This window comes from Streptomyces sp. NPDC050263, assembly GCF_040655955.1.
In the GTDB taxonomy this organism is placed as follows: Bacteria; Actinomycetota; Actinomycetes; order Streptomycetales; family Streptomycetaceae; genus Streptomyces.
In genome coordinates this window covers 1-23176 of sequence record NZ_JBFAKW010000022.1, presented here as the reverse complement: position 1 = coordinate 23176, position 23176 = coordinate 1, and the positions used below count along the sequence as shown (strand labels likewise).

General features: G+C 71.6%; 22 protein-coding genes and 2 pseudogenes. 14 read left to right on the top strand and 10 right to left on the bottom strand.

The features are described from left to right. Positions 1-221 precede the first annotated feature (221 nt). The 3 genes from AB0J04_RS13245 (at position 222) to AB0J04_RS13235 (ending at position 3354) form a co-directional block, all read left to right on the top strand. Positions 222-698, top strand: a complete 477-nt coding sequence (locus AB0J04_RS13245) for a hypothetical protein (protein ID WP_363168478.1) — start codon at positions 222-224, stop codon at positions 696-698. 173 nt (positions 699-871) lie between these two features. Then, on the top strand, positions 872-2194 hold the full coding sequence (locus tag AB0J04_RS13240; RefSeq protein ID WP_363168477.1) for a beta-xylosidase: 1323 nt from the start codon (positions 872-874) through the stop codon (positions 2192-2194). 119 nt (positions 2195-2313) lie between these two features. Next, complete coding sequence (locus tag AB0J04_RS13235; protein ID WP_363168476.1) at positions 2314-3354, top strand: DUF916 domain-containing protein; 1041 nt, start codon at positions 2314-2316, stop codon at positions 3352-3354. Here AB0J04_RS13235 and AB0J04_RS13230 read toward each other — a convergent pair. Further along, the gene (locus AB0J04_RS13230; protein ID WP_363168475.1) at positions 3248-3586 is read right to left on the bottom strand and encodes a P-II family nitrogen regulator; all 339 of its coding nucleotides are present in this window, start codon (positions 3584-3586) and stop codon (positions 3248-3250) included. The two genes, AB0J04_RS13235 and AB0J04_RS13230, sit on opposite strands and share 107 nt — an antisense overlap. Further along, positions 3583-4893, bottom strand: coding sequence for an ammonium transporter (locus tag AB0J04_RS13225; protein ID WP_363168474.1), 1311 nt, complete (start codon positions 4891-4893; stop codon positions 3583-3585). Before AB0J04_RS13225 ends, AB0J04_RS13230 begins: the two co-directional genes overlap by 4 nt. A gap of 174 nt (positions 4894-5067) precedes the next feature. On the opposite strand from AB0J04_RS13225, the gene era reads away from it, so the two are divergent. Together era and AB0J04_RS13215 are read left to right on the top strand one after the other, a co-directional pair. Further along, positions 5068-6021 (top strand): GTPase Era, encoded by a 954-nt coding sequence (gene era, locus AB0J04_RS13220; RefSeq protein WP_351917721.1) that lies wholly within the window; start codon positions 5068-5070, stop codon positions 6019-6021. 84 nt (positions 6022-6105) lie between these two features. After that, complete coding sequence (locus AB0J04_RS13215) at positions 6106-6522, top strand: cupin domain-containing protein (RefSeq protein ID WP_363168473.1); 417 nt, start codon at positions 6106-6108, stop codon at positions 6520-6522. Between the two features lie 9 nt (positions 6523-6531). On the opposite strand, the pseudogene AB0J04_RS13210 reads toward AB0J04_RS13215, so the two are convergent. Beyond that, positions 6532-6879: pseudogene (locus AB0J04_RS13210) on the bottom strand (transcriptional regulator); the annotation flags it as partial. Between the two features lie 19 nt (positions 6880-6898). On the opposite strand from AB0J04_RS13210, the pseudogene AB0J04_RS13205 reads away from it, so the two are divergent. Continuing rightward, a pseudogene (locus AB0J04_RS13205) lies at positions 6899-7012 on the top strand (NAD(P)-dependent oxidoreductase); the annotation flags it as partial. A gap of 16 nt (positions 7013-7028) precedes the next feature. Here the strand turns inward: AB0J04_RS13205 and AB0J04_RS13200 are convergent. The 3 genes from AB0J04_RS13200 to AB0J04_RS13190 form a co-directional block, all read right to left on the bottom strand. Next, positions 7029-8357: a GH1 family beta-glucosidase gene (locus AB0J04_RS13200; protein ID WP_363168472.1), complete on the bottom strand. Its 1329-nt coding sequence runs from the start codon at positions 8355-8357 to the stop codon at positions 7029-7031. A gap of 70 nt (positions 8358-8427) precedes the next feature. Then, positions 8428-8694, bottom strand: a complete 267-nt coding sequence (locus AB0J04_RS13195; RefSeq protein ID WP_363168471.1) for a protealysin inhibitor emfourin — start codon at positions 8692-8694, stop codon at positions 8428-8430. Between the two features lie 61 nt (positions 8695-8755). After that, complete coding sequence (locus AB0J04_RS13190; RefSeq protein WP_363168470.1) at positions 8756-9826, bottom strand: M4 family metallopeptidase; 1071 nt, start codon at positions 9824-9826, stop codon at positions 8756-8758. 332 nt (positions 9827-10158) lie between these two features. On the opposite strand from AB0J04_RS13190, the gene leuA reads away from it, so the two are divergent. From leuA to AB0J04_RS13165, 5 genes are all read left to right on the top strand, one after another. Continuing rightward, positions 10159-11880, top strand: a complete 1722-nt coding sequence (leuA, locus tag AB0J04_RS13185; RefSeq protein WP_363168469.1) for a 2-isopropylmalate synthase — start codon at positions 10159-10161, stop codon at positions 11878-11880. Between the two features lie 186 nt (positions 11881-12066). Continuing rightward, a complete protein-coding gene (locus tag AB0J04_RS13180) occupies positions 12067-12750 on the top strand; it encodes a TerB family tellurite resistance protein (RefSeq protein ID WP_363168468.1) in 684 nt (227 codons plus the stop codon). Positions 12751-12942: 192 nt separating this feature from the next. Next, a complete protein-coding gene (locus AB0J04_RS13175) occupies positions 12943-15027 on the top strand; it encodes an MMPL family transporter (RefSeq protein WP_363168539.1) in 2085 nt (694 codons plus the stop codon). Between the two features lie 55 nt (positions 15028-15082). Further along, complete coding sequence (locus tag AB0J04_RS13170) at positions 15083-16303, top strand: histidine kinase (protein WP_363168467.1); 1221 nt, start codon at positions 15083-15085, stop codon at positions 16301-16303. After that, on the top strand, positions 16300-17025 hold the full coding sequence (locus AB0J04_RS13165; RefSeq protein WP_363168466.1) for a response regulator transcription factor: 726 nt from the start codon (positions 16300-16302) through the stop codon (positions 17023-17025). Before AB0J04_RS13170 ends, AB0J04_RS13165 begins: the two co-directional genes overlap by 4 nt. Here the strand turns inward: AB0J04_RS13165 and AB0J04_RS13160 are convergent. Continuing rightward, on the bottom strand, positions 17004-17912 hold the full coding sequence (locus AB0J04_RS13160; protein WP_363168465.1) for a hypothetical protein: 909 nt from the start codon (positions 17910-17912) through the stop codon (positions 17004-17006). The genes AB0J04_RS13165 and AB0J04_RS13160 overlap by 22 nt on opposite strands. A gap of 23 nt (positions 17913-17935) precedes the next feature. After that, positions 17936-18484 carry a SigE family RNA polymerase sigma factor gene (locus AB0J04_RS13155; RefSeq protein ID WP_363168464.1) on the bottom strand — a complete coding sequence of 183 codons (549 nt, stop codon included), beginning with the start codon at positions 18482-18484 and terminating at the stop codon, positions 17936-17938. Positions 18485-18565: 81 nt separating this feature from the next. On the opposite strand from AB0J04_RS13155, the gene AB0J04_RS13150 reads away from it, so the two are divergent. Next, complete coding sequence (locus AB0J04_RS13150) at positions 18566-19057, top strand: protein-tyrosine phosphatase family protein (RefSeq protein WP_363168463.1); 492 nt, start codon at positions 18566-18568, stop codon at positions 19055-19057. Positions 19058-19120: 63 nt separating this feature from the next. Here AB0J04_RS13150 and bla read toward each other — a convergent pair whose 3' ends face one another. Together bla and AB0J04_RS13140 are read right to left on the bottom strand one after the other, a co-directional pair. Further along, positions 19121-19951 (bottom strand): class A beta-lactamase, encoded by an 831-nt coding sequence (gene bla / locus AB0J04_RS13145; RefSeq protein WP_363168538.1) that lies wholly within the window; start codon positions 19949-19951, stop codon positions 19121-19123. A 74-nt stretch (positions 19952-20025) separates the two neighbouring features. Continuing rightward, the gene (locus AB0J04_RS13140; RefSeq protein ID WP_363168537.1) at positions 20026-21300 is read right to left on the bottom strand and encodes an MFS transporter; all 1275 of its coding nucleotides are present in this window, start codon (positions 21298-21300) and stop codon (positions 20026-20028) included. Between the two features lie 112 nt (positions 21301-21412). Here AB0J04_RS13140 and recO point away from each other — a divergent pair, with 112 nt between their 5' ends. Continuing rightward, positions 21413-22162, top strand: a complete 750-nt coding sequence (gene recO, locus AB0J04_RS13135) for a DNA repair protein RecO (RefSeq protein WP_363168462.1) — start codon at positions 21413-21415, stop codon at positions 22160-22162. Between the two features lie 71 nt (positions 22163-22233). Continuing rightward, a complete protein-coding gene (locus tag AB0J04_RS13130; protein WP_363168461.1) occupies positions 22234-23085 on the top strand; it encodes an isoprenyl transferase in 852 nt (283 codons plus the stop codon). Positions 23086-23176 lie beyond the last annotated feature (91 nt).

Genomic DNA, 23176 nt, shown 5'->3' with positions numbered 1-23176 from the left:
CCCCCCCGCCTCCCACCCTCCCGCCCGTCTCACGCAGTCACATCCGCACCGGCCGCACTTCGGCCGGTTTTCAACCTTGCCTTCCTCCCGTCCCCCACGCATCAATGGGACCGTAAATCCGACGGGCCGTCAGATTCACCCCCCACCGGCACTGGTGTCCGCACCCACCGTTCCGTCTCGGCCGTCCGTCTCCCCACAGCAAAGAAGGAGCCGGAAACTCCATGAGAGGCAAACGAATCGGATCAGGTGCGGCACTGCTGGCCGGGGCCCTCGCGGTCACCGGGCTGGCGCTCGCGCCGTCTGCCGTCGCCGTCGCACCGACGACGGCGACCGTCACCGCGAGCTGCGGTCTGTTCGGCGGCGGAGCCGCCACCCTCACGGCCACCCAGAGCGGTACCTCGGCCACCATCACCTTCACCTCGACCGCGGTCACCGCGCCGATCCAGATCAACGCGAACAGCATCGCCTCGACGCTCACGATGGCGAACTCCACCGGACCCGTCAGGGTCTTCACCGGCAGCGTGAACCCGCTCATGCCGGTCGGCTCCCCGATCACCGTCGGACCGCTCAACGGGACCGTGGCCTCCGGTGACTCGCTGAACTTCCTCGGGGGCTCCCTGAAGATGGTGGTCTTCGGGATCACCGTCACCTGTACGACGAGCTCGACGCAGTTGCCGGGACCGTTCGTGTTCGACTGATAGCGGTCGGGAACTGAGCACACGGGCCGTCAGTTTCTGTACGGGACCAGGAAGCTGACGGTCCATCAGTTCGTCGCGCCGTCTCCATTGACTTCTCGCGCGATCCGCATCTCAATGCCCCCTGTCGGCGCAGAAGAGCCGCTGCGCCCGCACCCTGGAGGAGGGGGCAAAACATGGGTTCACCCCGAAGGTCCCGAAGACGGCGCTGGGCATCGCTGCTCGGGGCCACCGCGCTCGCGGTCACCGCAGGCGGGGCGCTGGCGGGTCCGGCCGGCGCCGCTGTCAACGTGGACTTCCCCACGCACTGTGTCCCGCCGCCGTTCGCGGGCCTCCCGCCGATCGACGGCACCACCACCGCGAGGATCACGGTGGACAACACCAGCCCCGAGGTCGGCGACACCGTCGCCGTGACCTACACGGTGGTCACGCCCGCCGCGAACAATCCCACCGCGCTCGACCTGCCGGCCGACATCATGACGCCGACGGGCCTGGTCACCCTCGGCGGCGCGCAGACCGGCAACGTCACCGTCGCGGGACTGAGGAGCAACCCCCCGGTGCCCGGCCTGGGCGCCTTCCCGTCGTTCTCCATGAACGGCACGTTCACGGTCACCTCGCCCGGCGCGATCACCCTCTCGCCCGGCGACTACAACATCCACACCAGCTACATCCTCGAGCTGGACACCCCCTGCACCGTGATCAACCCGCCGGCCCCGGTGTCGGAGACGATCACCGCGGCCGCCAACCCGCCGGCCAACACCCGTGCCATCTCACTGGGTTCGGCGTCCGGGGCGCCGGGCGCGGCCGTCGCCGTCACCGGCAGCGGCTTCACGCCGGGTGCGACGGTCACGTTGGCCGGGCGCTCCGGGGCGACCCAGACCGCGGACACGGCGAGCGTGGTCGCGAACGGGCAGGGGAACATCTCGAGCTCGCTCGTCGTCAGCGACCTCACCACGACCGGTGTGGTGGCGTACGAGGGCAGTGCCTGGAACTCGGCCGTCGGCGCCGGTCCGGTCGCCTACGTGGTCATCAACGACCAGCCGATACCCGAGGGCAGCCAGAAGCTGACCACCGCGGTCCGGGCGGGCATCCTGTCGATGTCCCAGGCCGGGGACGCCGTGACGATGTCCACCGTGGACGTCGGCTCGGGTCAGGCCTCGACCGGTGCGCTCAACCCGGTGACGGTCAAGGACTTCCGTGGTGGACCCGCGGGCTGGTCCCTGACCGGCAAGGTCACCGACTTCAGCGCATCCGGCGGCAAGATCACCGCCGACAAGCTGAGCTGGACGCCCGCCTGCACCACCAAGGCGGGGAGCCCGAGCACCTGCCAGGCCGGGTCGCCCGGAGTCGTGGGCAGTGCGGGCGCGACCCTGGCGTCCACCCCGGACGCGACGGTCGCCGGCGGTGAGTTCACCGCGAGCGCCGGACTCTCCCTCGACGTACCGGCGTTCACGCCCGCGGGCACGTACTCCGGGATTCTCACCCTCACGCTCAGCTGACCCCCCACACTCAGCCGAGCGCAAGCACCACGTCCACCGGTGGCCGGGCGCCCGCCCCACAGGTCCGCACCCGCCCGTCCACCCAGCCGCCGCAGCCCGTACGTGGGGGGTCCGCACCCATGCGCAAGCCGTATGTCCTCCTCCAGCCGCGCGTTCTCCCGCGCCTCCTGCCGCTTCTGCTGTGTCTGTTGTTCGCCGCGCCGTCCGCCCGCGCCGCCGACAACGGCAGCTGGTCCGTCTACCCGATCTCCTCGGCCGTCGCCGCGCGGCCCTACTTCTATGTCTCCGCCGATCCGGGGCAGACCATCGAGGACAAGGTCGTCGTCGCCAACAAGACGGCCGAGCCTCTCACCTTCCGGCTGTACGCGGCCGACGCCTACAACACCGAGCGCGACGGCGGGTTCGCCGTGAGGTCGCTGGGTGAGCGGATGCTCGGCGTGGGCGCGTGGGCCGTGCTGCCGAAGGAACGGGTCACCGTGCCCGCCGGCAAGACGGTCACCGTGCCGTTCACCGTCCGGGTGCCCGAGGGGGCCGAGCCCGGCGACCATCCGGGGGCGATCGTCGCCCTCGACGAACGCGTCGCCGACGGCGGCGGCAGTGTCGCGCTCGGGGTGCAACGGGCGGTCGCCGCCCGGGTCTACCTCTCGGTCGGCGGTCCCACGCTCCCGGCGCTCGCCGTCGAGGACGTCCGCGTCAGCCACCACCAGCCACTGGTCCCCGGCCTGGGCGACAGCACGGCGACGATCTCCTACACCCTGCACAACACCGGCAACGTCACCCTCGAACCGAAGGTGGAACTGAAGGCGCAGGGCCTCTTCGGCCGCACCCTCCTGACCCGGGACCTCGCCAAGCTCCCGTCCCAGCTGCTGCCGGGCCAACGCGTCCACCTCACCGAACGCTGGCAGGGCGCCCCTCAGCTCGACTGGACGGACGTGAAGCTGACGGCCACCGCCAAGGACACGAGCGAGTCGGCGACGGCCTCCTTCGTGGCAGTGCCGTGGCTGGTGGTGACGGTGGTGTTCCTGGCCGGCGCCCTGGCGGGGGCGCTGTTCGTCAGAGCGCGTCGGGGCCGCGTTCGCCCGTCCGGACCCGTACCACCGTCTCGACCGGCAGTGCCCATACCTTTCCGTCGCCGATCTTCCCCGTCTGCGCGGCCTTGACGATCGCCTCGATCACGGCCTCGGAGTCGGCGTCCTGGACGACGACCTCGATGCGGACCTTGGGCACGAGGTCGACCTGGTACTCGGCGCCGCGGTACACCTCGGTGTGGCCGCGCTGCCGGCCGTAGCCGCTGGCCTCGGTCACGGTCAGGCCGTGCACGCCGAGCTCCTGGAGGGCCGTCTTGACCTCGTCGAGGCGGTAGGGCTTGACGATCGCGGTGATGAGCTTCATGCCTGGGGCTTGACCTTCTGAGCGGAGGGAAGGACGGACGCGCTGACCGGGGCGCCGTGGCCCAGGACGCCGTGATCGTATGCCGTCTCGGCGTGCACCGTAAGGTCCAGGCCGGTGTGCTCGTGGTCCTCTTCCGCCCGGAAGCCGATCGCCTTGTCGAGCAGCTTGCCGATGCCGTACGTGACGACGAAGGCGTACGCGGCGACGACGATCACGGCGACGAGCTGCTTGCCGAGCTGGGCGAGTCCGCCGCCGTAGAGGAGGCCCTCCGCGCCGCCGGTCATGGTGTCCACCGCGAAGACGCCGATGAGGAGCGTGCCGATGACGCCGCCGACCAGGTGGACGCCGACCACGTCCAGGGAGTCGTCGTAGTTCAGCTTGAACTTCCAGCTCACGGCGTAGGAGCAGACGACGCCGGCGGCGAGGCCGACGACCAGCGCGCCGAGGAGCGAGACCGAACCGCAGGACGGGGTGATGGCCACCAGGCCCGCGACCGCGCCGGAGGCCGCGCCCAGCGTCGTCGGGTGGCCGTCGCGCTTCTGCTCGACGAAGAGCCAGCCCAGCAGGCCGGTGCAGCCGGCGGCGAGGGTGTTGAGGAAGGCGGCGGCCGCGAGGCCGTTCGCGCCGAGGGCCGAGCCCGCGTTGAAGCCGAACCAGCCGAACCAGAGCAGACCCGCGCCCAGCATGACCATGGGCAGGTTGTGCGGCCGCATCGCATCCTTCTTGAAGCCCAGCCGCGGGCCCAGGACCAGGCACAACGCCAGCCCGGAGGCGCCGGAGGTGATCTCGACCGGCAGTCCGCCGGCGAAGTCCAGCGCGCCCAGGCTGTCCAGGATCCAGCCGCCCGGGCCCCAGACCCAGTGGGCGACGGGAACGTATACGAGCAGCGCCCAGAGGGGTACGAAGACCAGCCACGCCCCGAATTTCGCCCGGTCCGCGATCGCGCCGCTGATCAGCGCGGCCGTGATGATCGCGAAGGTGAGCTGGAAGGTGGCGAAGAGCAGGGTGGGGACCGTGCCCTGGACGCTGTCCGGGCCGATGCCGGCCATGCCGGCGTGCTTCAGGCCGCCGATGAGACCGCCGAAGGCGTCGTCGCCGAAGGCGAGGGAGTACCCGGCGGCCAGCCACACCACCGTGACCAGTGCGATCGACACGAAGCTCATCATGAGCATGTTGAGGACGCTCTTCGTGCGGACCATGCCGCCGTAGAAGAGGGCCAGGCCCGGGGTCATCAGCAGGACGAGGGCGGTGGCGGCGAGCAGCCAGGCGGTGTCGCCGGTGTTCGCTTGGGCGGCGGCCAGAGTCACGGGGTCTCCAACGATGCGGGGGGCTCGTCAGAGGGTCACCGGTTCCGGTTTCGGGTCGCGTACAGGTGTGTTTCCGTGACGTTTCGTTGCGTGGAGGTTTCCGGGAGCTCACCGCCGGGGGTGTTGCCGCTCGTGTGTGCGGCGGGGCTTGGTGGATCAGGGAGAATGGGCGGCATGAGCGTTCGTAACCAGTCATCCGAGCAGCCGGCCGAGGCCCCTCACCGCGCCGGCTTCGCCTGCTTCGTGGGCCGCCCCAACGCGGGCAAGTCCACCCTCACGAACGCTCTGGTCGGGAAGAAGGTGGCGATCACCTCCAACCGTCCGCAGACCACGCGGCACACCGTGCGGGGCATCGTGCACCGCCCGGAGGCGCAGCTGATCCTGGTCGACACCCCGGGGCTGCACAAGCCGCGCACACTGCTCGGCGAGCGGCTGAACGACGTCGTGCGCGCCACCTGGGCCGAGGTCGACGTCATCGGCTTCTGTCTGCCGGCCAACGAGAAGCTGGGCCCCGGCGACCGGTTCATCGCCAAGGAGCTGGCCGGGATCAAGCGGACCCCGAAGGTCGCGGTCGTGACCAAGACCGACCTCGTGGACTCCAAGACGCTCGCCGAGCAGCTCATCGCGCTCGACCAGCTCGGCAAGGAGCTGGGGTTCGAGTGGGCGGAGATCGTGCCGGTCTCGGCCGTCGGCGACCAGCAGGTCGAACTGCTCGCCGACCTGCTGATCCCGATGCTGCCGGAGAGCCCGCCGCTCTACCCCGAGGGCGACCTGACGGACGAGCCCGAGCAGGTCATGGTCGCCGAGCTGATCCGCGAGGCGGCGCTGGAGGGCGTCCGGGACGAGCTTCCGCACTCCATCGCGGTGGTCGTCGAGGAGATGCTCCCGCGCGAGGACCGTCCGGCGGACCGGCCGCTGCTCGACATCCACGCGAACATCTACATCGAACGCACCAGCCAGAAGGGCATCATCATCGGCCCGAAGGGCAAGCGCCTCAAGGACGTCGGCATCAAGTCCCGCAAGCAGATCGAGGCGCTGCTCGGCACGCCCGTCTTCCTGGACCTGCACGTGAAGGTCGCCAAGGACTGGCAGCGCGACCCGAAGCAGCTGCGCAAGCTGGGCTTCTGAGCGCGGCGTCACCGGCAACGGCGTCACAAACAACAGGGTGCTCCTGTCGTTACTTCGGACAGTCTTCACCGCTGGAGGAACGACATGAGTGCCGAGCACACGCACCTGCCCCCGGGCATCGAGGTCATCACGACCATGCCGGGGGCGGCCGCACGCATTCCGGCTGACGCCGAGGCGCGGAGCGTCAAGATCACCCTGGCGCCCGGTGACCCGGGCGCGCCGCCGCACCGGCACCCCGGGCCGCTCTTCGGTTACGTGACCGAGGGCGAGGTCCTCTTCGAGCTGGAAGGGCAGCCGCCCCGGGTGCTCAAGGCCGGTGACGCCGTGTTCGAGCCCGGCGGCGACGTCGTCCACTATCAGGGCGGCAACAACCTCCCGGACGCGCAGTCGCAGATTGTGGTGACCATGTTCGCGCCGCCCGGCACCCCGCTGCTGACCGTGCTCAGCGCCGAGGAGCTGGCCGAACGGCGCCACCTGCGTTTCGACCCCTCCGGCGGGTGAGGACTCGCCTCACCCACCGTGCGGCGCGAGATCCTGTAGGCCCACCACCCGCAGCAGCTGGAGCCGCTCATGCGCCTGAGTGCCCGGGCGGGCCGGGTGGATGACCAGGAGCTGGTGGTGCTCGTGGTTGAGCAGGACCTCGCAGTCCAGTTCCAGCAGGCCCACCACGGGGTGCTGGAAGCGTTTCGTCGCCCGGTGCCGCAGGGCGACCTCGTGCTCGTCCCAGAGGCGGGCGAACTCCTCGCTCCCGGCGCGTAGTTCGGCGACCAGGGCGGTCGGTTCGGGGTCGTCGGGGCGGGCCGCGGCCACCGCGCGGAGGTTGGCGACGGTCGCGCGGGCGTGCTCCGGCCGGTCCTCGCGGACGTCGCACACCCGGACCGACCCCGACCCGTGGTTCGGGGTCATGTCCACCGAGCGGATCCGCCGGGACCTGGGCTTCCGGCCGATCCACCCGTCCGTCTGGTCGGCCCGGGACGCGGGGGCGCTGTAGCCCGGGTCGGCCGTCGTCAGCGCCGGGCCTGGGCCTGGAGGACGTCCCGCAGCCAGGCGTACGACGCCTTCGGGGTGCGCCGGAGCGTCTCGTAGTCGACGTGGACGAGGCCGAAGCGGCGCGCGTACCCCTCCGCCCACTCGAAGTTGTCCAGCAGCGACCACACGAAGTAGCCGCGCACGTCGACGCCCGCCTCGACCGCCCGGTGCAGGGCGCGGAGGTGGCCGTCCAGGTAGGCGATGCGCTGCTGGTCGTCGACGCCCTCGTAGGAGCAGCCGTTCTCCGTGATGACGACCGGCGGGAGGCGGTCGCCGTAGCGGTCCTTGAAGGTCGTGAGCAGTTCGGTCAGGCCCTCGGGGACCACCGGCCAGCCGAAGTCCGTCACCGGGACGCCCTCGATCTGCTGGACGGAGAAGGGGAGTTCGGCCGGGATGGTGATCCCGCCGAACTCGATCTCGGCGCCCTGCGGGGCGCCCACCTTCGTCGGGGCGTAGTAGTTGACGCCGTACCAGTCGAGCGGCTCGGAGATCGTCTTCAGGTCGGCGCTCACATCGCCCGGCATCAACTCGCCGAGCCCGTCCGGGTATTCGCCGAGCAGGACGGGCTCGGCGAACAGTCTGTTCAGCAGGAGGTCGTAGAACGCGGCCGCCTCCAGGTCGGCGGGTTCCCGGGAGGCCGGCCAGGTCGGGCCGTGCGAGTTGGCGATGCCGATGTCCGTGGCCCCGGCGGCGCGCAGGGCCTGGACGGCGAGGCCGTGCCCCAGCAGCTGGTGGTGGGCGGCCGGGAGCGCGTCGAACAGGAGCTGCTTGCCGGGGGCGTGGGTGCCGAGGGCGTGGCCCAGCAGGGTGTGCTCGGCAGGTTCGTTGACGGTGATCCACTTGTTCACCCGGTCGCCGAGGCGGCCGACGACCGTCGACGCGTACTCGGCGAACCGGGCGGCGGTGTCCCGCTCCAGCCAGTCGAGTTCGGCCGGCAGGTCCCAGTGGAAGAGGGTGGGGACCGGGCGGACGCCGGCGCCGTGCAGTTCGTCGACGAGACGGTCGTAGAAGTCGAGGCCGCCGGGGGAGTTCACCCGGGGCCAGGAGATCGAGAAGCGGTAGGCGTCCACGCCGAGCCCCTTGAGCAGGGCCACGTCCTCGGGGTAGCGGTGGTAGTGGTCGCAGGCCACCGCCGCCGTCGAGCCGTCCTTCACATGTCCCGGCTCGGCCGTGAACGTGTCCCAGACGGACGGCTCGCGCTCGTCGGCCGCGCCTTCGATCTGGTGGGCGGAGGTGGACACACCCCACAGGAAATCGGCCGGGAACTGGGGGATCGGGTGCGCCGCGTCGCGCGGATCGTTCGCCATGGGCGGGATCATCCTTACCGATCGGTAAGGAAGTCAACGCCCCCACGGGAAATGCCGGTTACGGGCCTGGTCACGCACCTTCCTTCAGCACCCGCGAGATCAGTTCGCGCTGTTCCTCGGTGAGCCGGGGGTCGGCCGCGTACACCGTCTTCCCGTCGATCGTGATCTCGTACGAGAACCCGTCCGGGACGCCGGCCGGACGGGACCGGTGGCCGGCGGCGAGGACCCGTTCCGCCAGCGACTCGAACGCGCGGGCATCGGGCCGCCCCGAGGTGTCCACCCCGGCGCTGCGCTCGATGCCCGCGAATCCGCCCGTGCGTGCTACCTGAATACGCATGGGTCCCTGTCTATTACGGACTCGGAGAATGCGCTACGCACTTGGAGAACGCGCCGCGGACTCAGAGAATCCGCACCCCCACCTGCTCCCACGCCTTCGCCACGGCCTGGAGTTCCTCCCCGCCGTCGCCGAAGCGCTCGCGCGCGGCCTTCACCGTGAGCCCCGCGAAGTCGGTGAAGAAGGCCCGCTCGCCGAGCTCGCCCCCGGTCAGGACGTCGTACCAGACCTGCCCGGCCTTCTCCCAGGCGTAGCCGCCGAGGGCGGTGGCGGCCAGGTAGAACGCGTGGTTGGGGATGCCCGAGTTGATGTGGACGCCGCCGTTGTCGCGGCCGGTGCGGACGTAGCCGTCCATCGTGGCGGGCTGCGGGTCCTTGCCGAGGACGTCGTCGTCGTAGGCGGTGCCCGGGGCCTTCATGGAGCGCAGGGCGGTGCCGGTGACGTCCGGGGCGAGCAGCTCCGCGCCGATCAGCCAGTCGGCCTCGGCGGCGGTCTGGCCGAGGGAGTACTGCTTGATGAGCGAGCCGAAGACGTCGGACATCGACTCGTTGAGCGCGCCGGGCTGGCCGTTGTAGGTCAGGTTCGCCGTGTACTGCGTGACGCCGTGGGCGAGCTCGTGCCCGATGACGTCGATGGAGTTGGTGAAGTCGACGAAGATCTCGCCGTCGCCGTCGCCGAACACCATCTGCTCGCCGTTCCAGAAGGCGTTGTTGTAGCCCTCGTCGTAGTGCACGGTGGCGTCGAGGGGCAGGCCGTCGCCGTCGATCGAGTGGCGCTGGTAGGCCTTGAGGAACAGGTCGAAGGTGGCGCCGAGGCCGGAGTAGGCGCGGTTGACGGTGGCGTCCCGGCCGGGGTCCTGGCCCTCGCCGCGGACCTTCGTGCCGGGAAGCGAGGTGCCGTGCTCGGCGTCGTAGATCGTGCGCAGCGGCTGGTCCGACGGCGCCTTCGCGGTCGGGACGGCCGCCAGGCGGTACTCCGTGGTCACCTGGCGCAGCGTGCGCAGCTCGCCGTCGCGCAGCAGGGTGCGCTGGGCGGGGCCGGCGAGAGCGGGGTCGTCGCTACGCGCCAGCCGGTCGAGGATGTGCGGCGGTACGACGGTGCAGAAGACGGGCTCGAAGCCCCCGTGAGTCGTCATGCCCGGCACCTTTGCACTGCGTGATGCCGGTGTCACCATCGGCAACCATGATCGGTGAAAAACGGTGACAAACATGGCCGATCCATGGCTTTGAGTGGTATGGCGCACGTTTCGCACCATTGGTTCCAGTGGTCCCGCATACTGATACGGACCCGCGCGGCACAGGGGGCTCGGCTACAGTGCGGAGCACTATGCATTTCGGGCTGCTTCTCCTTAGCTGCCGCGGCGAGGGCCTGTAGTCGAGGCCGACTCCCTCCCCGCGGAGCTTGGTGTTGCGTGTCGGCCGTCCTTCCGTCCGGACACTTCCGGTCATTCTGAGGAGCCACCGCATCATGGCGAACCGCCAGCAGCCCAGCCACATGCCGATCCACAAGTACGGACAGTACGAGCAGGTCGACATCGCCGACCGCACGTGGCCGAACAACCGGATCACCGCCGCCCCCCGCTGGCTCTCCACCGACCTGCGCGACGGCAACCAGGCCCTGATCGACCCCATGTCGCCCGAGCGCAAGCGCCGGATGTTCGACCAGCTGGTCAAGATGGGCTACAAGGAGATCGAGGTCGGCTTCCCGGCCTCCGGCCAGACCGACTTCGACTTCGTGCGCTCGATCATCGAGGAAGAGGGCGCGATCCCGGACGACGTCACGATCTCCGTGCTGACCCAGGCCCGTGAGGACCTGATCGAGCGGACCGTGGAGTCCCTGAAGGGCGCCAAGCGGGCGACCGTCCACCTGTACAACGCCACGGCCCCCGTCTTCCGCCGGGTCGTCTTCCGCGGCTCCAGGGACGACATCAAGCAGATCGCCGTCGACGGCACCCGCCTGGTGATGGAGTACGCGGAGAAGCTGCTGGGCCCCGAGACGGAGTTCGGCTACCAGTACAGCCCCGAGATCTTCACCGACACCGAGCTGGACTTCGCCCTGGAGGTCTGCGAGGCGGTGATGGACGTCTACCAGCCCGGTCCGGGCCGCGAGATCATCCTGAACCTGCCGGCCACCGTCGAGCGCTCCACGCCCTCCACCCACGCCGACCGCTTCGAGTGGATGAGCCGCAACATCTCGCGCCGCGAGCACGTCGTGATCTCCGTCCACCCGCACAACGACCGCGGCACGGCCGTCGCGGCGGCCGAGCTGGCGCTGATGGCCGGCGCCGACCGCGTCGAGGGCTGTCTGTTCGGCCAGGGCGAGCGCACCGGCAACGTCGACCTGGTCACCCTGGGCATGAACCTGTTCTCGCAGGGCGTCGACCCGCAGATCGACTTCTCCGACATCGACGAGATCCGTCGTACGTGGGAGTACTGCAACCAGATGGAGGTCCACCCGCGCCACCCGTACGTGGGCGACCTGGTCTACACGTCCTTCTCCGGCTCCCACCAGGACGCCATCAAGAAGGGCTTCGACGCGATGGAGGCCGACGCGGCCGCCAAGGGCGTCACGGTCGACGACATCGAGTGGGCGGTCCCCTATCTGCCGATCGACCCGAAGGACGTCGGCCGCTCCTACGAGGCCGTGATCCGGGTCAACTCGCAGTCCGGCAAGGGCGGGATCGCGTACGTCCTGAAGAACGACCACAAGCTGGACCTGCCGCGCCGGATGCAGATCGAGTTCTCGAAGCTGATCCAGGCCAAGACCGACGCCGAGGGCGGCGAGGTCACCGGCAGCGCCATCTGGGCCGTCTTCCAGGACGAGTACCTGCCGAACCCCGAGAACCCGTGGGGCCGCATCCAGGTCCGCACCGGCCAGTCCACGACCGACACCGACGGCGTCGACACCCTGACCGTCGAGGCCACGGTCGACGGCGCGGACACGGTCCTGACCGGTACCGGCAACGGTCCGATCTCGGCCTTCTTCGACGCCCTGGAGTCCGTCGGCATCGACGTACGCCTGCTGGACTACCAGGAGCACACGATGAGCGAGGGCGCCTCCGCGCAGGCCGCCTCGTACATCGAGTGCGCGATCGGCGACAAGGTCCTGTGGGGCATCGGCATCGACGCGAACACGACGCGTGCGTCGCTGAAGGCGGTCGTCTCCGCCGTCAACCGCGCGACCCGCTGACCGCCCTGACCGGTGGTTTAGGGGCCTTGACCGCTGTATACGGCGGTCAGGGCCCCGTCGTTTATCAGCCACGCTTCCGTGGAGGTCACGGAAAGGTCTCCTCCAGGGTGCTGACTGCACGTCTTACCTGTGGCTAACATCACGCAGACGCGGCGATGTTGCCGCGGCATTACGCGGAGGTGCGACGTGCTGCCAGGACGGGGACGAGACGGCCGTGTCACCAGGCGTGCGCGCATCCTGGGCACCCGCACCGCATGGACGCCCATGGGCGACGGCGAGTTCTTCTGCCCGGGCTGCGGCGGCGACCGCAACTACCAGCGGCTGACCGGGCAGCGCCGCTTCACCGTTTTCGGTGTGCCGGTCGTGCCGCGCGGCGAGACCGGCCCGGTCGTCGAGTGCGCGGCCTGCCGTCGCCACTTCGGCACCGACGTCCTGGACCACCCCACCACCGTGCGCTTCTCGGCGATGCTCCGCGACGCCGTCCACACCGTCGCCCTCGCGGTCCTGTCCGCGGGCGGCGCCTGCGCCCGGGCGGCCCTGGAGGCGGCGGCGGGCGCGGTGCGCGCGGCCGGCTTCGCCGACTGCACGGAGGAACAGCTCGCCGCCCTCGTCGAGGCCCTCGCCACCGACACCGGCCGCAGCTACGGCGCCGGCCTCGCCATAGAGCTCCACGAGGCCCTCGACCCGCTCGCCCCGCACCTCGCTCCGGTAGGACGAGAATCGATCCTGCTCCAGGGCGCCCGCATCGCCCTGGCGGACGGCCCGTACACCCCGTCCGAGCGAGAGGCCCTCGCGACGGTGGGCGCGGCCCTCACCATCTGCGCGGACGACGTGACCCGGCTCCTGGCCGCGGCTCGCACGCCGTCCTGACACGCCTCGGCCGCTCTCGGTCGCTCCTCGGATACTCCCCGGGGAGTAACGCGGCCGCCCGGCCACCCCCGGCAGTACCCCCGAACTCGCCCTTGCGCGCGACGAACGGCGCCTCCCGCGCCGGGAGTCTGGGACGTGTATCCAGACAGCCGTGCCGAAGGGAGGGCCCGTCTCATGGGGGCCGGAGATGTGATGAGGGCCGGGAAGACGAGTGCCGGGAAAGGGAAGAGCGTCCGCAGGGCGGTGCCCTGGTTGATGCTCGCGTTGTGGGTGGGCGTGCTCGCGCTCGCCTCGCCGTTCGCCGCCAAGCTCGCCGACGTGCAGCACGACCGGGTCACCGACTACCTGCCGGCGAGCGCCGACTCGACCCGGGTCGCGAAGCTCCAGGAGCAGCTGCCGGGCGGCGAGAGCACCGAGCTCGTGCTCGTCTACCACCGCGACGGCGGTCTCACCGCCGCCGACCGCACGACGGCCCGCGGGCAGGTCGCCCGCATCGCCGGGGACCACGCGCTGACCGGGACCCCCGAGGGCGTCCCGTCCGCCGACGGCGCCACGCTCATGTACCCGGTCGCCACCAACGAGCCGGGCACCGACGAGACCAAGCGGGACGCCTTCGTCGACGACGTCCGTCAAGTCGCCCACAGCGAGGGCGGGTTGACGGTCGAGGTCGGCGGGGCCGGGGCGCTGGCCACCGACGCGAGCAAGGTGTACGAGTCGCTCGGCGGGCCGCTGCTCTACACCACCGTCGGGGTCGTCGCGCTGCTGCTGATCGTCATCTACCGCAGCCCGGTGCTGTGGCTCGTGCCGCTCGTCGTGGCCGGGATCGCCGACTTCCTGTCCATGGGCGTCGCCTACGGCCTCAACCAGGCCTTCGGAACGGCCGTGTCGGGGCAGAGCTCGGGCATCATGACCATCCTCGTCTTCGGCGCCGGCACGGACTACGCCCTGCTGCTCGTCTCCCGTTACCGGGAGGAGTTGCGGCGCGTGGAGCGGCCGTACGAGGCGATGGCGGCCGCGCTGCGCGGCTGCGGACCCGCCGTGCTCGCCTCCTCCGGGACCGTGGCCGCCGGACTGCTGTGCCTGCTCGCCGCCGACCTGAACTCCAACCGGGGGATGGGCCCCCTCGGCACCGTGGGCGTGCTGTGCGCGCTGCTCGCGATGCTGACGCTGCTGCCCGCGCTCCTGGTCCTGCTGGGCCGCCGGGTGTTCTGGCCGCTGGTGCCCGCCTACGGCTCCACGCCCAAGGCCCGCCGGTCGCTGTTCTCCGCGATGGGCACGTCCGCCGGCCGGCGCCCGCGGACCGTCCTGGCGGCCGGCGCCGTCCTGCTCGGCGCGCTCGCGCTGGGCGTGCTGAATCTGCCCGGCGCGGTCAAACAGCAGGACTCCTTCGTCGACCGGCCCGAGTCGGTCTCCGCGATGCGGACCCTCGCCGCGGCCTTCCCGGAACAGTCCGCCCAGGCCATCGAGGTCATGACCCCGGCCGGCCGGGCCGACGCCACGCTCGCCGCGATCCGGGACACGGACGGCGTCGCCGACGCCCGCGCGGGCCGCACCGGCGGGGGCTGGACGGAGATCGCGGTGACGGCCGCCGCACCGCCGCAGTCGGCGGCCGAGACGGCGACCATCGAGAACCTCCGGGACCGGCTGACCGGCTCCTACGTCGGCGGGCCCAGCGCCCAGCAGATCGACCTGGTGGACGCGAACGCCCGCGACCGGCTCGTCGTCGTGCCGATCGTCCTCGTCTCCGTGCTGCTGATCCTGATCGTGCTGCTGCGCTCGCTGGTCGCGCCGCTGATGCTCGTCGCCGCCGTGGTCGCGGTGTGGGGCGCGGCGCTCGGCCTCGGCGGGCTGGTGTTCGGGCCGGTGTTCGGCTTCGAGGGCACGGATCCCGGGCTCGGGCTGCTGTCCTTCGTGTTCCTGGTCGCCCTCGGCGTCGACTACGGCATCTTCCTGATGCACCGGATGCGGGAGGAGTCGATGCGCGGCGCCGAACCCGCGGCCGCCGCGCTCAGCGCGCTGCGCACGACCGGCGGGGTGATCGCCTCGGCCGGCCTCGTCCTCGCCGCGACCTTCGCCGTGCTGACGAACATGGGGCTCGTGCAACTCGTCGAGCTGGGCTTCGTGATCGCGGTGGGCGTCCTGCTGGACACGTTCCTCGTCCGGACCTACCTGGTGACCAGCGCGAGCGTGGCACTGGGCCGGCGGGTGTGGTGGCCGGGACCGCTGTCGCGGGCGCCGGAACCCGAACCGGCCGACCGTGAGCGGCAGTTGGCGTGAGCACACGGGTGCCCCTCCCTCCCGGAGGGGCGCCCGTGTGCCGCAGGATGGTCCCGTGCAGGCAACCACGACAACGGCGCGGCACCGCCGGGGCGAGCGGATCATGGCGGCGGTCCACCGCGACCCCCGCACCGCCCCGCACCGCACCCGCAACGACGCGCTGCTGGCCGCGGCGACGGCCGCCCTCGCCGCCGCCCTCGCTCTCGTCGGCGGCGACGGGCCGCGGCCCGACGCGCTCGGCTGGACGCTGCTCCTCACCGCGCACGTGCCCCTCGCCCGGCGCCGCCACCGCCCGCTGCCGGTGCTGCTCGCGGTGGTGGCCTGCGTCGTCCCTTACCACGTCCTCGACAACGACCACACCGCGCCCGTCCCCGCGACCATGGTGGCGCTCTACACGCTCGCGGCGAGCGGCACGGCCCGCCGCACACTGCTCACCGGCGCCACCGTCCTGAGCCTGACGCTGATCATCAACGGCCTCACCAACCCCGACGGGGTGCTGGAGGTGCTGCGGATCTCCGGCTGGGTCGTCGCCGTCCTCTTCTGCGGGATGAGCGCCCGCTACTACCGGCAGTACCTCGCCGCCATCGTCGAACGCGCCGAGCGCGCCGAACGCACCCGCGAGGAGGAGGCCCGCCGCCGGGTCGCCGAGGAGCGGCTGCGCATCGCCCGTGACCTGCATGATCTGCTCGCCCACACCATCACCCTGATCGGTGTGCAGACCTCCGTCGCCGCCCATGTCCTGGCCGCGGACCCCGACCGGCTCGACCGCGCCGCCGTCGCCGGGGCCCTGGACGACATCGCCGACACCTGCCGCAACGCGCGCGGCGAACTCCGGACGACGCTGGAGGTGCTGCGTGAGAACGACGCCCCCGAGGCGCGCGGACCGCTGCCCGGCCTGCACGGTCTGCCGGACCTCGCCGAGACGGCCCGGGCGGCGGGCGCGAAGGTCGAGCTCTCGGTGGGGGCCGGGGAGGTGCCGCCCGCGGTGGGCGCGGCCGCCTACCGGATCGTGCAGGAGGCGCTGACGAACGCGGTGCGGCACGGCGGACGGGAGGATCTCGCCGTCGGCGTGCGGGTGCGCGAGGAGCGGGGCGCCCTGCGGGTGACGGTGACCGACGACGGGGCGGGCGACGGGGCGGGCCCGCCCGGGTTCGGGCTCGTCGGGATGCGCGAACGGGCGCGCAGCGTGGGCGGCACACTGGAGGCCGGGCCGAGGGACGACGAGGGGGAGGGCTACGAGGTGCGTGCCGTACTGCCGACGGAGGCCGTCCGATGAGCGTCCCACGGAACGACCCGTCGGGCGCTCCGGGTCCGATCCGGGTGCTGCTCGCCGACGATCAGAGGCTGGTCCGGGCCGCGTTCGCGATGCTCGTGGAGTCGGCGCCGGACACGGCGGTGGTCGGACAGGCCGGCACCGGCCGGGAGGCGGTCGCCCTGGCCCGTGACACCCGCCCGGACCTGATCGTGATGGACATCCGCATGCCCGACCTCGACGGCATCGAGGCGACCCGGCTGATCGCCGCCGACGAGGAGCTGGCCGGGGTCCGCGTCCTCGTCCTGACCACCTACGACACCGACGAGCACATCGTCGAGGCGTTGCGCGCGGGCGCCTCCGGCTTTCTGGTGAAGGACACCAGGCCCGCCGAGCTCCTGGACGCCATCCGCACGGTCGCCGCCGGCGAGGCGCTGCTGTCGCCCGGACCGACGGCCCGGCTGATCGCCCGTTTCCTGCGCAGCCCCTCCGGGCCGCCCCCCGTAGGCGGTCCGGAAGGGCTCTCCGAACGGGAGCGCGAGGTGCTCGCCCTGGTCGCGCGGGGCCTGACCAACACCGAGATCGCCGAGGCGCTGGGCCTCAGCCCGCTCACCGCGAAGACCCACGTCAGCCGGATCATGGGCAAGCTGGGTGCGCGCGACCGGGCCCAACTGGTCATCGTGGCCTACGAGTCGGGACTGGTGACCCCGGGAAGGACAGATCCTCAGGGCAGCGTTCGCTCGTAGGAGCTGTCCGTGTCGGAGTCGTAGACGAGCTTGCCGGCCGCGTCGAAGCCCTTGATGTGCGGGGCGAGCGTGACCTGCCGGTTCAATGTGCCGACGGCGACGAACCAGCCGTGGTCCAGGGTCGCCGTCGCGCTGGTCTCGCCGTAGGAGACGGTCACCTCGGCCACCGACGGTTCGACCGTGCCGATGACCCCCCAGCGGAACGGCAGCTTCCAGTTCCCCTTGTCCATGATCGACTGCTGGTACAGGTCGCCGCCGTTGATGTCGGGGACGACCGGGCCCGCGTCCGGCCCGCCGGCTTCGCTCGAGCTGGTGCTGATGCCGGAGGACACGCCGTCCGTGAGGGAGCAGACCACCCGGAAGCCCGCGGGCTGTTCCTTCACGGCGACGACGTACATGCCGTCGCCGGGCGCGTTGGAGTCGCCGGTCTTCTTCATCGCCAGGACGATCCGGTAGTCCTCGGGTTCGCCCAGATCCCCGGCGGACAGGGCAGGCCCGCCCTCGGCGGTCAGACACTCCGCCAGCCCGTCCGCGGCCTGCGCGAACGTGATCCCGTCGAGCAGCTGTCCGTCCGTGGCGGGCCGCGCGGGTCCGCCGGACGACGGTGTCCCGGACGACGTCGTCGGGGACGCGGCCGGACTGGGCGGGGCGCTGACCGACGGCTTCGGAGCCGCCGTGTCGGCGCCCCGCCCCCCGCTCCCCCCGGCCACGGCATACGCCCCCACCGGCACCGCGGCCAGCGCCGCCAGCGCGGCTCCGGTCACCGCGACGCGCCGCCGCCGCTCGGCCAGTCCGCGCCGCCGGATGGCCGGATACGGCGCCGACGAGGGCTGCACGGCGTACGCGTCCTCGGCGAGCAACTCCCGCATCCGTTGCTCGAACCCCAAGTCCCTTTGATTTTCTGCCCCGTTCACCGAAGGCCTCCCTGCCCCTGACGTTGAGGCTGAACCCGTTCACCGGTGCGACCGGCGGCCAGCCCTGGATACGTACGCAACTTCGCCAGCCCCTTCGAGGCCTGGCTCTTGACCGTGCCGGGCGAGCAGCCGAGCACCTCGGCCACCTCCGCCTCGGACAGGTCCTCCCAATACCGGAGCACCACCACCGCCCGTTGCCTCGGCGGCAGTTGGGCCAGTCCGGCCAGCAGGGAGCCGCGTTCCTCCACCCGCCCGGCGCTCTCGTCACGGCCCGCCCGCTCGGGCGGCGCGGCGGTCAGCGCCTCGCTGACCCGCCGCTTGCGGAACCGGTCGCTGTTGCAACTGACCAGCATCCGCCGGACGTACGCCTCCGGGTTGTCGCTGCGCGAGATCCGCCGCCACGACCGGTAGGCCTTGGCCAGCGCGGTCTGCGTCAGATCCTCCGCGTGGTGGACGTCCCCCGTGAGCAGATAGGCGGTTCGCACGAGCCGGGACCACCGGGCTCTGACGAACTCCTGGAACCGCTCCTCTTGTTCGGCCTGCATCAAGCACCCCTCCTCGCCCTCCAGACCACCGGTCACCCCGAATCGGTTGCCCGACGCCCGCGACCACGTTCGAATGAGGGAATGGACGAAACGTTGGACGAGAACACGGAGACCGACGCGTGGGCCTGGCAGCCGGGACAACCCGGAGTGCTGGCACTGCCGTCCGGACGGCTGATCCGAGGACGCGGACTGCGCCACCCACTCGACCCGACGGCCCCCGCGCCCGCGTACGGCGTCTATCTCCTCGGCGCGCGCCCCGAGCGGGCCCCCTGGGAGTCCCGCTGGATCCACTGGCCCGACTTCCGCCTCCCCGCCGACCACCGGAACGCCCGCGCGACCCTGCTCGAGGCGTGGCGCAGGGCGGCCGACGCAAGAGTCGAGATCGCCTGCAACGGCGGCCGAGGCCGCACCGGCACAGCCCTGGCCTGCCTGGCGATCCTGGACGGCGTCCCCCCGCAGGAGGCGGTGGAGTTCGTCCGCCGGGGCTACGACCGCCGGGCGGTGGAGACGCCTTGGCAGCGGAGGTACGTGCGGCGGTTCGGCCCTGCCGACGACACGGAGGGCCGAAGTTAGAACGACGCCCAGACCGCCCTTGTGCCGGGCGCCTGCCACGAACAGCCTGGGCGAAGCGCGCTCTCAGCCCAGCGTGTTCGCCAGCAGCGCCGCCGTTTCCACGATCAGGTCGTGGTCGTAGGCGGCTTCTCGGTCCGGCTTGGTGAGTTGGACGCAGAGGACGATCGGGGTGCCGTCCGGCGTCCAGGCGATGCCGGCGTCGTTGTCGGCGCCGTACCAGCCGCCGCCGGTCTTGTCGGCGAGGGTCCAGGTCGGGGGCAGGCCCTTGCGGAAGCGGTTGACGCTGGTGACCGTGCCGAGCATCCAGTCGGTCAGCCGGGTGCGGTCCGGGGCGCTCAGGGCGTTCCCGAGGACCAGCCGGGCGTAGGAGCGGCCGATCGCGTACGGGCTCGTGGTGTCCGTGATCCGGTCCGGCTCGGCCGAGTTGAGGTCGGGCTCCCAGCGGTCGAGACGGGTCACGCGGTCGCCGACCGAGCGGGCGAAGCGGGTGACCGCGGTCGGGCCGCCCAGCTCGCGCAGGAGCAGGTTGCCGGCCGTGTTGTCGCTGACCTGGATCGCGGCGGCGCACAACTCGGCGACGGTCATGCCGTCGGCCACATGGAGTGCGGTGACCGGGGAGTTCGCCACCACCTCGTCGGCGGTGTAGTGGATCCGGCGGGCCAGGACCTCGCCGTCCACGTCCAGGTCCCGCAGGACGGCTGCCACCGCGAGGGGCTTGAACAGCGAGCAGACCGGGAAGAGCTCGTCGGCGCGGTACCTGACCGAGCGGCGGGTGCGGACGTTGTGCGCGAACACCCCCAGCCGGGCGCCGTGACCGGCTTCGAGGTCGCGCAGCCGGGCGGTGACGGGGTCGGCGGCCGCGGTCGTCGCGCGGGCCGGGGCGGTGGTCAGCAGGGCGGCCGCGGTGGCCGCGCCCGCCGTGAGGAGCGCGCGGCGGGTGGTGGGGGCGGTGTGGGTGGTGGGCGATCCTAAGATCGTTCTCTCCGTCCTTCGGGAACCGGTGTCTCACCCGTCACGGACGCCTCGGCCTGCCGTCCGGTTGCGAGCAGCAGCGGTGTCGCCAGGAGGGCCACTCCCGCCGCGGCGAGGGCGATGCGCGCGCTGGTGAAGGAGGCCAGGACACCCCACAGGGCCGTCAGCACGGCCGTCGTCGCCTTGGTGCCGACCGACCACGCCGACAGCGTACGGGCCACCCGGTCCGTCGGCGTCAGCTCCAGGCGGGTCGTGGCGAGGACGGGGTTGTAGACGCCGATGCAGGTGATCAGGCCGAACTCCACGACCATCACCAGGACCATGCCGCCCGCGCCCGGCCCCACGAAGGCCAGCCCGAGCGGCCAGCAGACGCGCAGCGTCCCGGACGTCAGCAACACGCGGCGTCGTCCGTAGCGGGCGACCAGGGGAGGGGCCAGCCGCGAGCCGATCAGCCCGCCGGTGCAGGGCACGGCGAACGCGAGCGTGAACTGCCATGGCGCGAGGTGCAACGGCCCGAGCATCAGCACGGCCAACAGCGGCGCCCCGGCCATGATCAGCCCGTTCACGAGAGCCGTGTTGAGGAAGAGCGGCCGGAGCGCACGATGGGAGAGCAGATGCCGCCAGCCGACCACCAGATCCCCGGCGGTGAGCCGCGGCCCGCGGCCGTCCGCAACCGTCTTCGCCGGATCCGGATTCGGTTCCCGGGCTCGTATCGCCCGTAGCCCCAGTGCCGACAACAGGTAGCTCGCCGCGTCCGCCGTGATCATCGCCACCGGGCCCAGCAGGGCGATCGAGGCTCCGCCGAGGGCCGGGCCCAGCATCGTCGCCGTCCAGGTCGTGGACTCGAAGCGGCCGTTCGCCACCAGGAGGTCTTCCCGTGGGAGCAGGCTCTTCAGGAGGGCGCCGCTCGCCGCCGTGAACGAGATGTCGGCCGCCGCGACGATCATCGAGACCAGCAGCAGCTGCCCCAGCCCGAGCGCGCCGAGCGCGTAGGCGGCCGGGACGCTCAGCATCGCCGCGCAGCGCACGAGGTCCGCCGTGATCATCACCGGACGTTTGCGGCGGAACTCCACCCACGGTCCGAGCGGCACCGCCAGCAGCGCCCCCACCGCCGGGCCCACGGCCGCCAGCGCCGCCACCTCGGACGGCCCGGCGTGCAGCTCCAGCACGGCGATCATCGGGAACGCGTTGAACGCGAGCCAGGTGCCCATGGCACTCACGGCGTACGCCGCCCACAACCACCCGAAGTCGCGCCCCAGCGCCCGCTTCACCACCCGGGGATCCTAGGACCTGTCGTAGAGGTGGGCACACGTTCCCGTCCGGGTAGGCGAGAATGGGGGGCATGAGCCTGTTCCGCCCCCGGCGGTTCGCTGGCGGTGTGCGATGAGTCTCTTTCGGGACGACGGCATCGTCCTGCGGACCCAGAAGCTCGGCGAAGCCGACCGCATCATCACGCTGCTGACGCGCGGGCACGGGCGGGTGCGGGCCGTGGCGCGGGGGGTGCGGCGGACGAAGTCCAAGTTCGGGGCGCGTCTCGAACCCTTCTCGCACGTCGACGTGCAGTTCTTCGCGCGGGGCAGCAGCGAGCTGGTCGGACGCGGGCTGCCGCTGTGCACGCAGAGCGAGATCATCGCCCCGTACGGCGGCGGGATCGTGACCGACTACGCCCGCTACACCGCCGGGACGGCCATGCTGGAGACCGCCGAGCGGTTCACCGACCACGAGGGCGAACCGGCCGTCCAGCAGTACCTGCTGCTGGTGGGGGCCCTGCGGACCCTGGCCCGCGGCGAGCACGCCCCCCACCTCGTCCTCGACGCGTTCCTGCTGCGGTCGCTCGCCGTCAACGGCTACGCCCCCAGCTTCGGCGACTGCGCCAAGTGCGGAATGCCGGGACCCAACCGGTTCTTCTCCGTCGCCGCCGGCGGCTCCGTCTGCGTCGACTGCCGGGTGGCCGGCAGCGTCGTACCCTCGCCGCAGACGCTGGTCCTGCTGGGCGCGCTGCTCACGGGAGACTGGGAGACGGCCGACGCGTGCGAGCCGCGGTACGTCCGGGAGGGCAGCGGGCTGGTGTCCGCCTATCTGCACTGGCACCTGGAGCGCGGACTGCGCTCACTGCGGTACGTGGAAAAGTAGAAGCAGCGAGCACCGAACAGCGAACAGCAAGCAGCAAGCAGCAAGCAGCAAGCAGGGGAGACAGAGACACCATGGTCGTACGCGGGTTCCTGGGGCGGCAGCGGCGGGAGTACACGGCGCCGGAGCCGCACCCCTCCGGCGCGCGCCCGCCGAAGCTCCCCGGGGAGCTCATCCCCGAGCATGTGGCGATCGTCATGGACGGCAACGGCCGCTGGGCCAAGCAGCGCGGGCTGCCGCGCACCGAGGGGCACAAGGTCGGCGCCGAGCAGGTGCTCGACGTGCTCCAGGGCGGTGTCGAGATGGGCGTGCGGAACATCTCGCTGTACGCCTTCTCCACCGAGAACTGGAAGCGCTCGCCCGACGAGGTCCGCTTCCTGATGAACTTCAACCGGGACTTCATCCGCAAGTCCCGCGACCAGCTCGACTCGCTCGGCATCCGGGTGCGCTGGGTGGGCCGGATGCCCAAGCTGTGGAAGTCGGTCGCCAAGGAGCTCCAGGTCGCCCAGGAGCAGACGAAGGACAACGACCGGCTCACCCTCTACTTCTGCATGAACTACGGCGGGCGGGCGGAGATCGCGGACGCCGCGCAGGCGCTCGCGCAGGATGTGAAGGCCGGCCGGCTGGACCCCGCCAAGGTCGATGAGAAGACCCTCGCCAAGTACCTGTACTACCCGGACATGCCGGACGTCGACCTGTTCCTGCGGCCGAGCGGCGAGCAGCGCACCTCCAACTACCTGCTGTGGCAGAGCGCGTACGCGGAGATGGTCTTCCAGGACGTGCTGTGGCCGGATTTCGACCGCCGCGACCTGTGGCGGGCCTGCCTGGAGTTCGCCTCCCGGGACCGTCGTTTCGGCGGCGCGATCCCCAATGAGGAACTCTTGGCCATGGAGGGAAGGACTCCAGACCAGCAGGCCACCTCCTAGTGCCGCGGCAGGCAACGTTCGCCCGTCAAGGAGCGGCGTCCGGTGCGTGCTCTCGGTGTGCCGGCCGGAAGTCCTCGTACTGGACGTACTT

What these genes read in the sequence shown, in the direction of transcription:
- AB0J04_RS13200 (WP_363168472.1), bottom strand. Translation starts at nt 8,357, where the DNA reads ATGGCGAACGATCCGCGCGACGCGGCGCACCCGATCCCCCAGTTCCCG.
- AB0J04_RS13240 (WP_363168477.1), top strand. Translation starts at nt 872, where the DNA reads ATGGGTTCACCCCGAAGGTCCCGAAGACGGCGCTGGGCATCGCTGCTC.
- AB0J04_RS13230 (WP_363168475.1), bottom strand. Translation starts at nt 3,586, where the DNA reads ATGAAGCTCATCACCGCGATCGTCAAGCCCTACCGCCTCGACGAGGTC.
- era (WP_351917721.1), top strand. Translation starts at nt 5,068, where the DNA reads ATGAGCGTTCGTAACCAGTCATCCGAGCAGCCGGCCGAGGCCCCTCAC.
- recO (WP_363168462.1), top strand. Translation starts at nt 21,413, where the DNA reads ATGAGTCTCTTTCGGGACGACGGCATCGTCCTGCGGACCCAGAAGCTC.
- AB0J04_RS13150 (WP_363168463.1), top strand. Translation starts at nt 18,566, where the DNA reads ATGGACGAAACGTTGGACGAGAACACGGAGACCGACGCGTGGGCCTGG.
- AB0J04_RS13155 (WP_363168464.1), bottom strand. Translation starts at nt 18,484, where the DNA reads ATGCAGGCCGAACAAGAGGAGCGGTTCCAGGAGTTCGTCAGAGCCCGG.
- AB0J04_RS13165 (WP_363168466.1), top strand. Translation starts at nt 16,300, where the DNA reads ATGAGCGTCCCACGGAACGACCCGTCGGGCGCTCCGGGTCCGATCCGG.
- leuA (WP_363168469.1), top strand. Translation starts at nt 10,159, where the DNA reads ATGGCGAACCGCCAGCAGCCCAGCCACATGCCGATCCACAAGTACGGA.
- AB0J04_RS13215 (WP_363168473.1), top strand. Translation starts at nt 6,106, where the DNA reads ATGAGTGCCGAGCACACGCACCTGCCCCCGGGCATCGAGGTCATCACG.
- AB0J04_RS13235 (WP_363168476.1), top strand. Translation starts at nt 2,314, where the DNA reads ATGCGCAAGCCGTATGTCCTCCTCCAGCCGCGCGTTCTCCCGCGCCTC.
- AB0J04_RS13190 (WP_363168470.1), bottom strand. Translation starts at nt 9,826, where the DNA reads ATGACGACTCACGGGGGCTTCGAGCCCGTCTTCTGCACCGTCGTACCG.
- AB0J04_RS13130 (WP_363168461.1), top strand. Translation starts at nt 22,234, where the DNA reads ATGGTCGTACGCGGGTTCCTGGGGCGGCAGCGGCGGGAGTACACGGCG.
- AB0J04_RS13175 (WP_363168539.1), top strand. Translation starts at nt 12,943, where the DNA reads ATGAGGGCCGGGAAGACGAGTGCCGGGAAAGGGAAGAGCGTCCGCAGG.
- AB0J04_RS13245 (WP_363168478.1), top strand. Translation starts at nt 222, where the DNA reads ATGAGAGGCAAACGAATCGGATCAGGTGCGGCACTGCTGGCCGGGGCC.
- AB0J04_RS13195 (WP_363168471.1), bottom strand. Translation starts at nt 8,694, where the DNA reads ATGCGTATTCAGGTAGCACGCACGGGCGGATTCGCGGGCATCGAGCGC.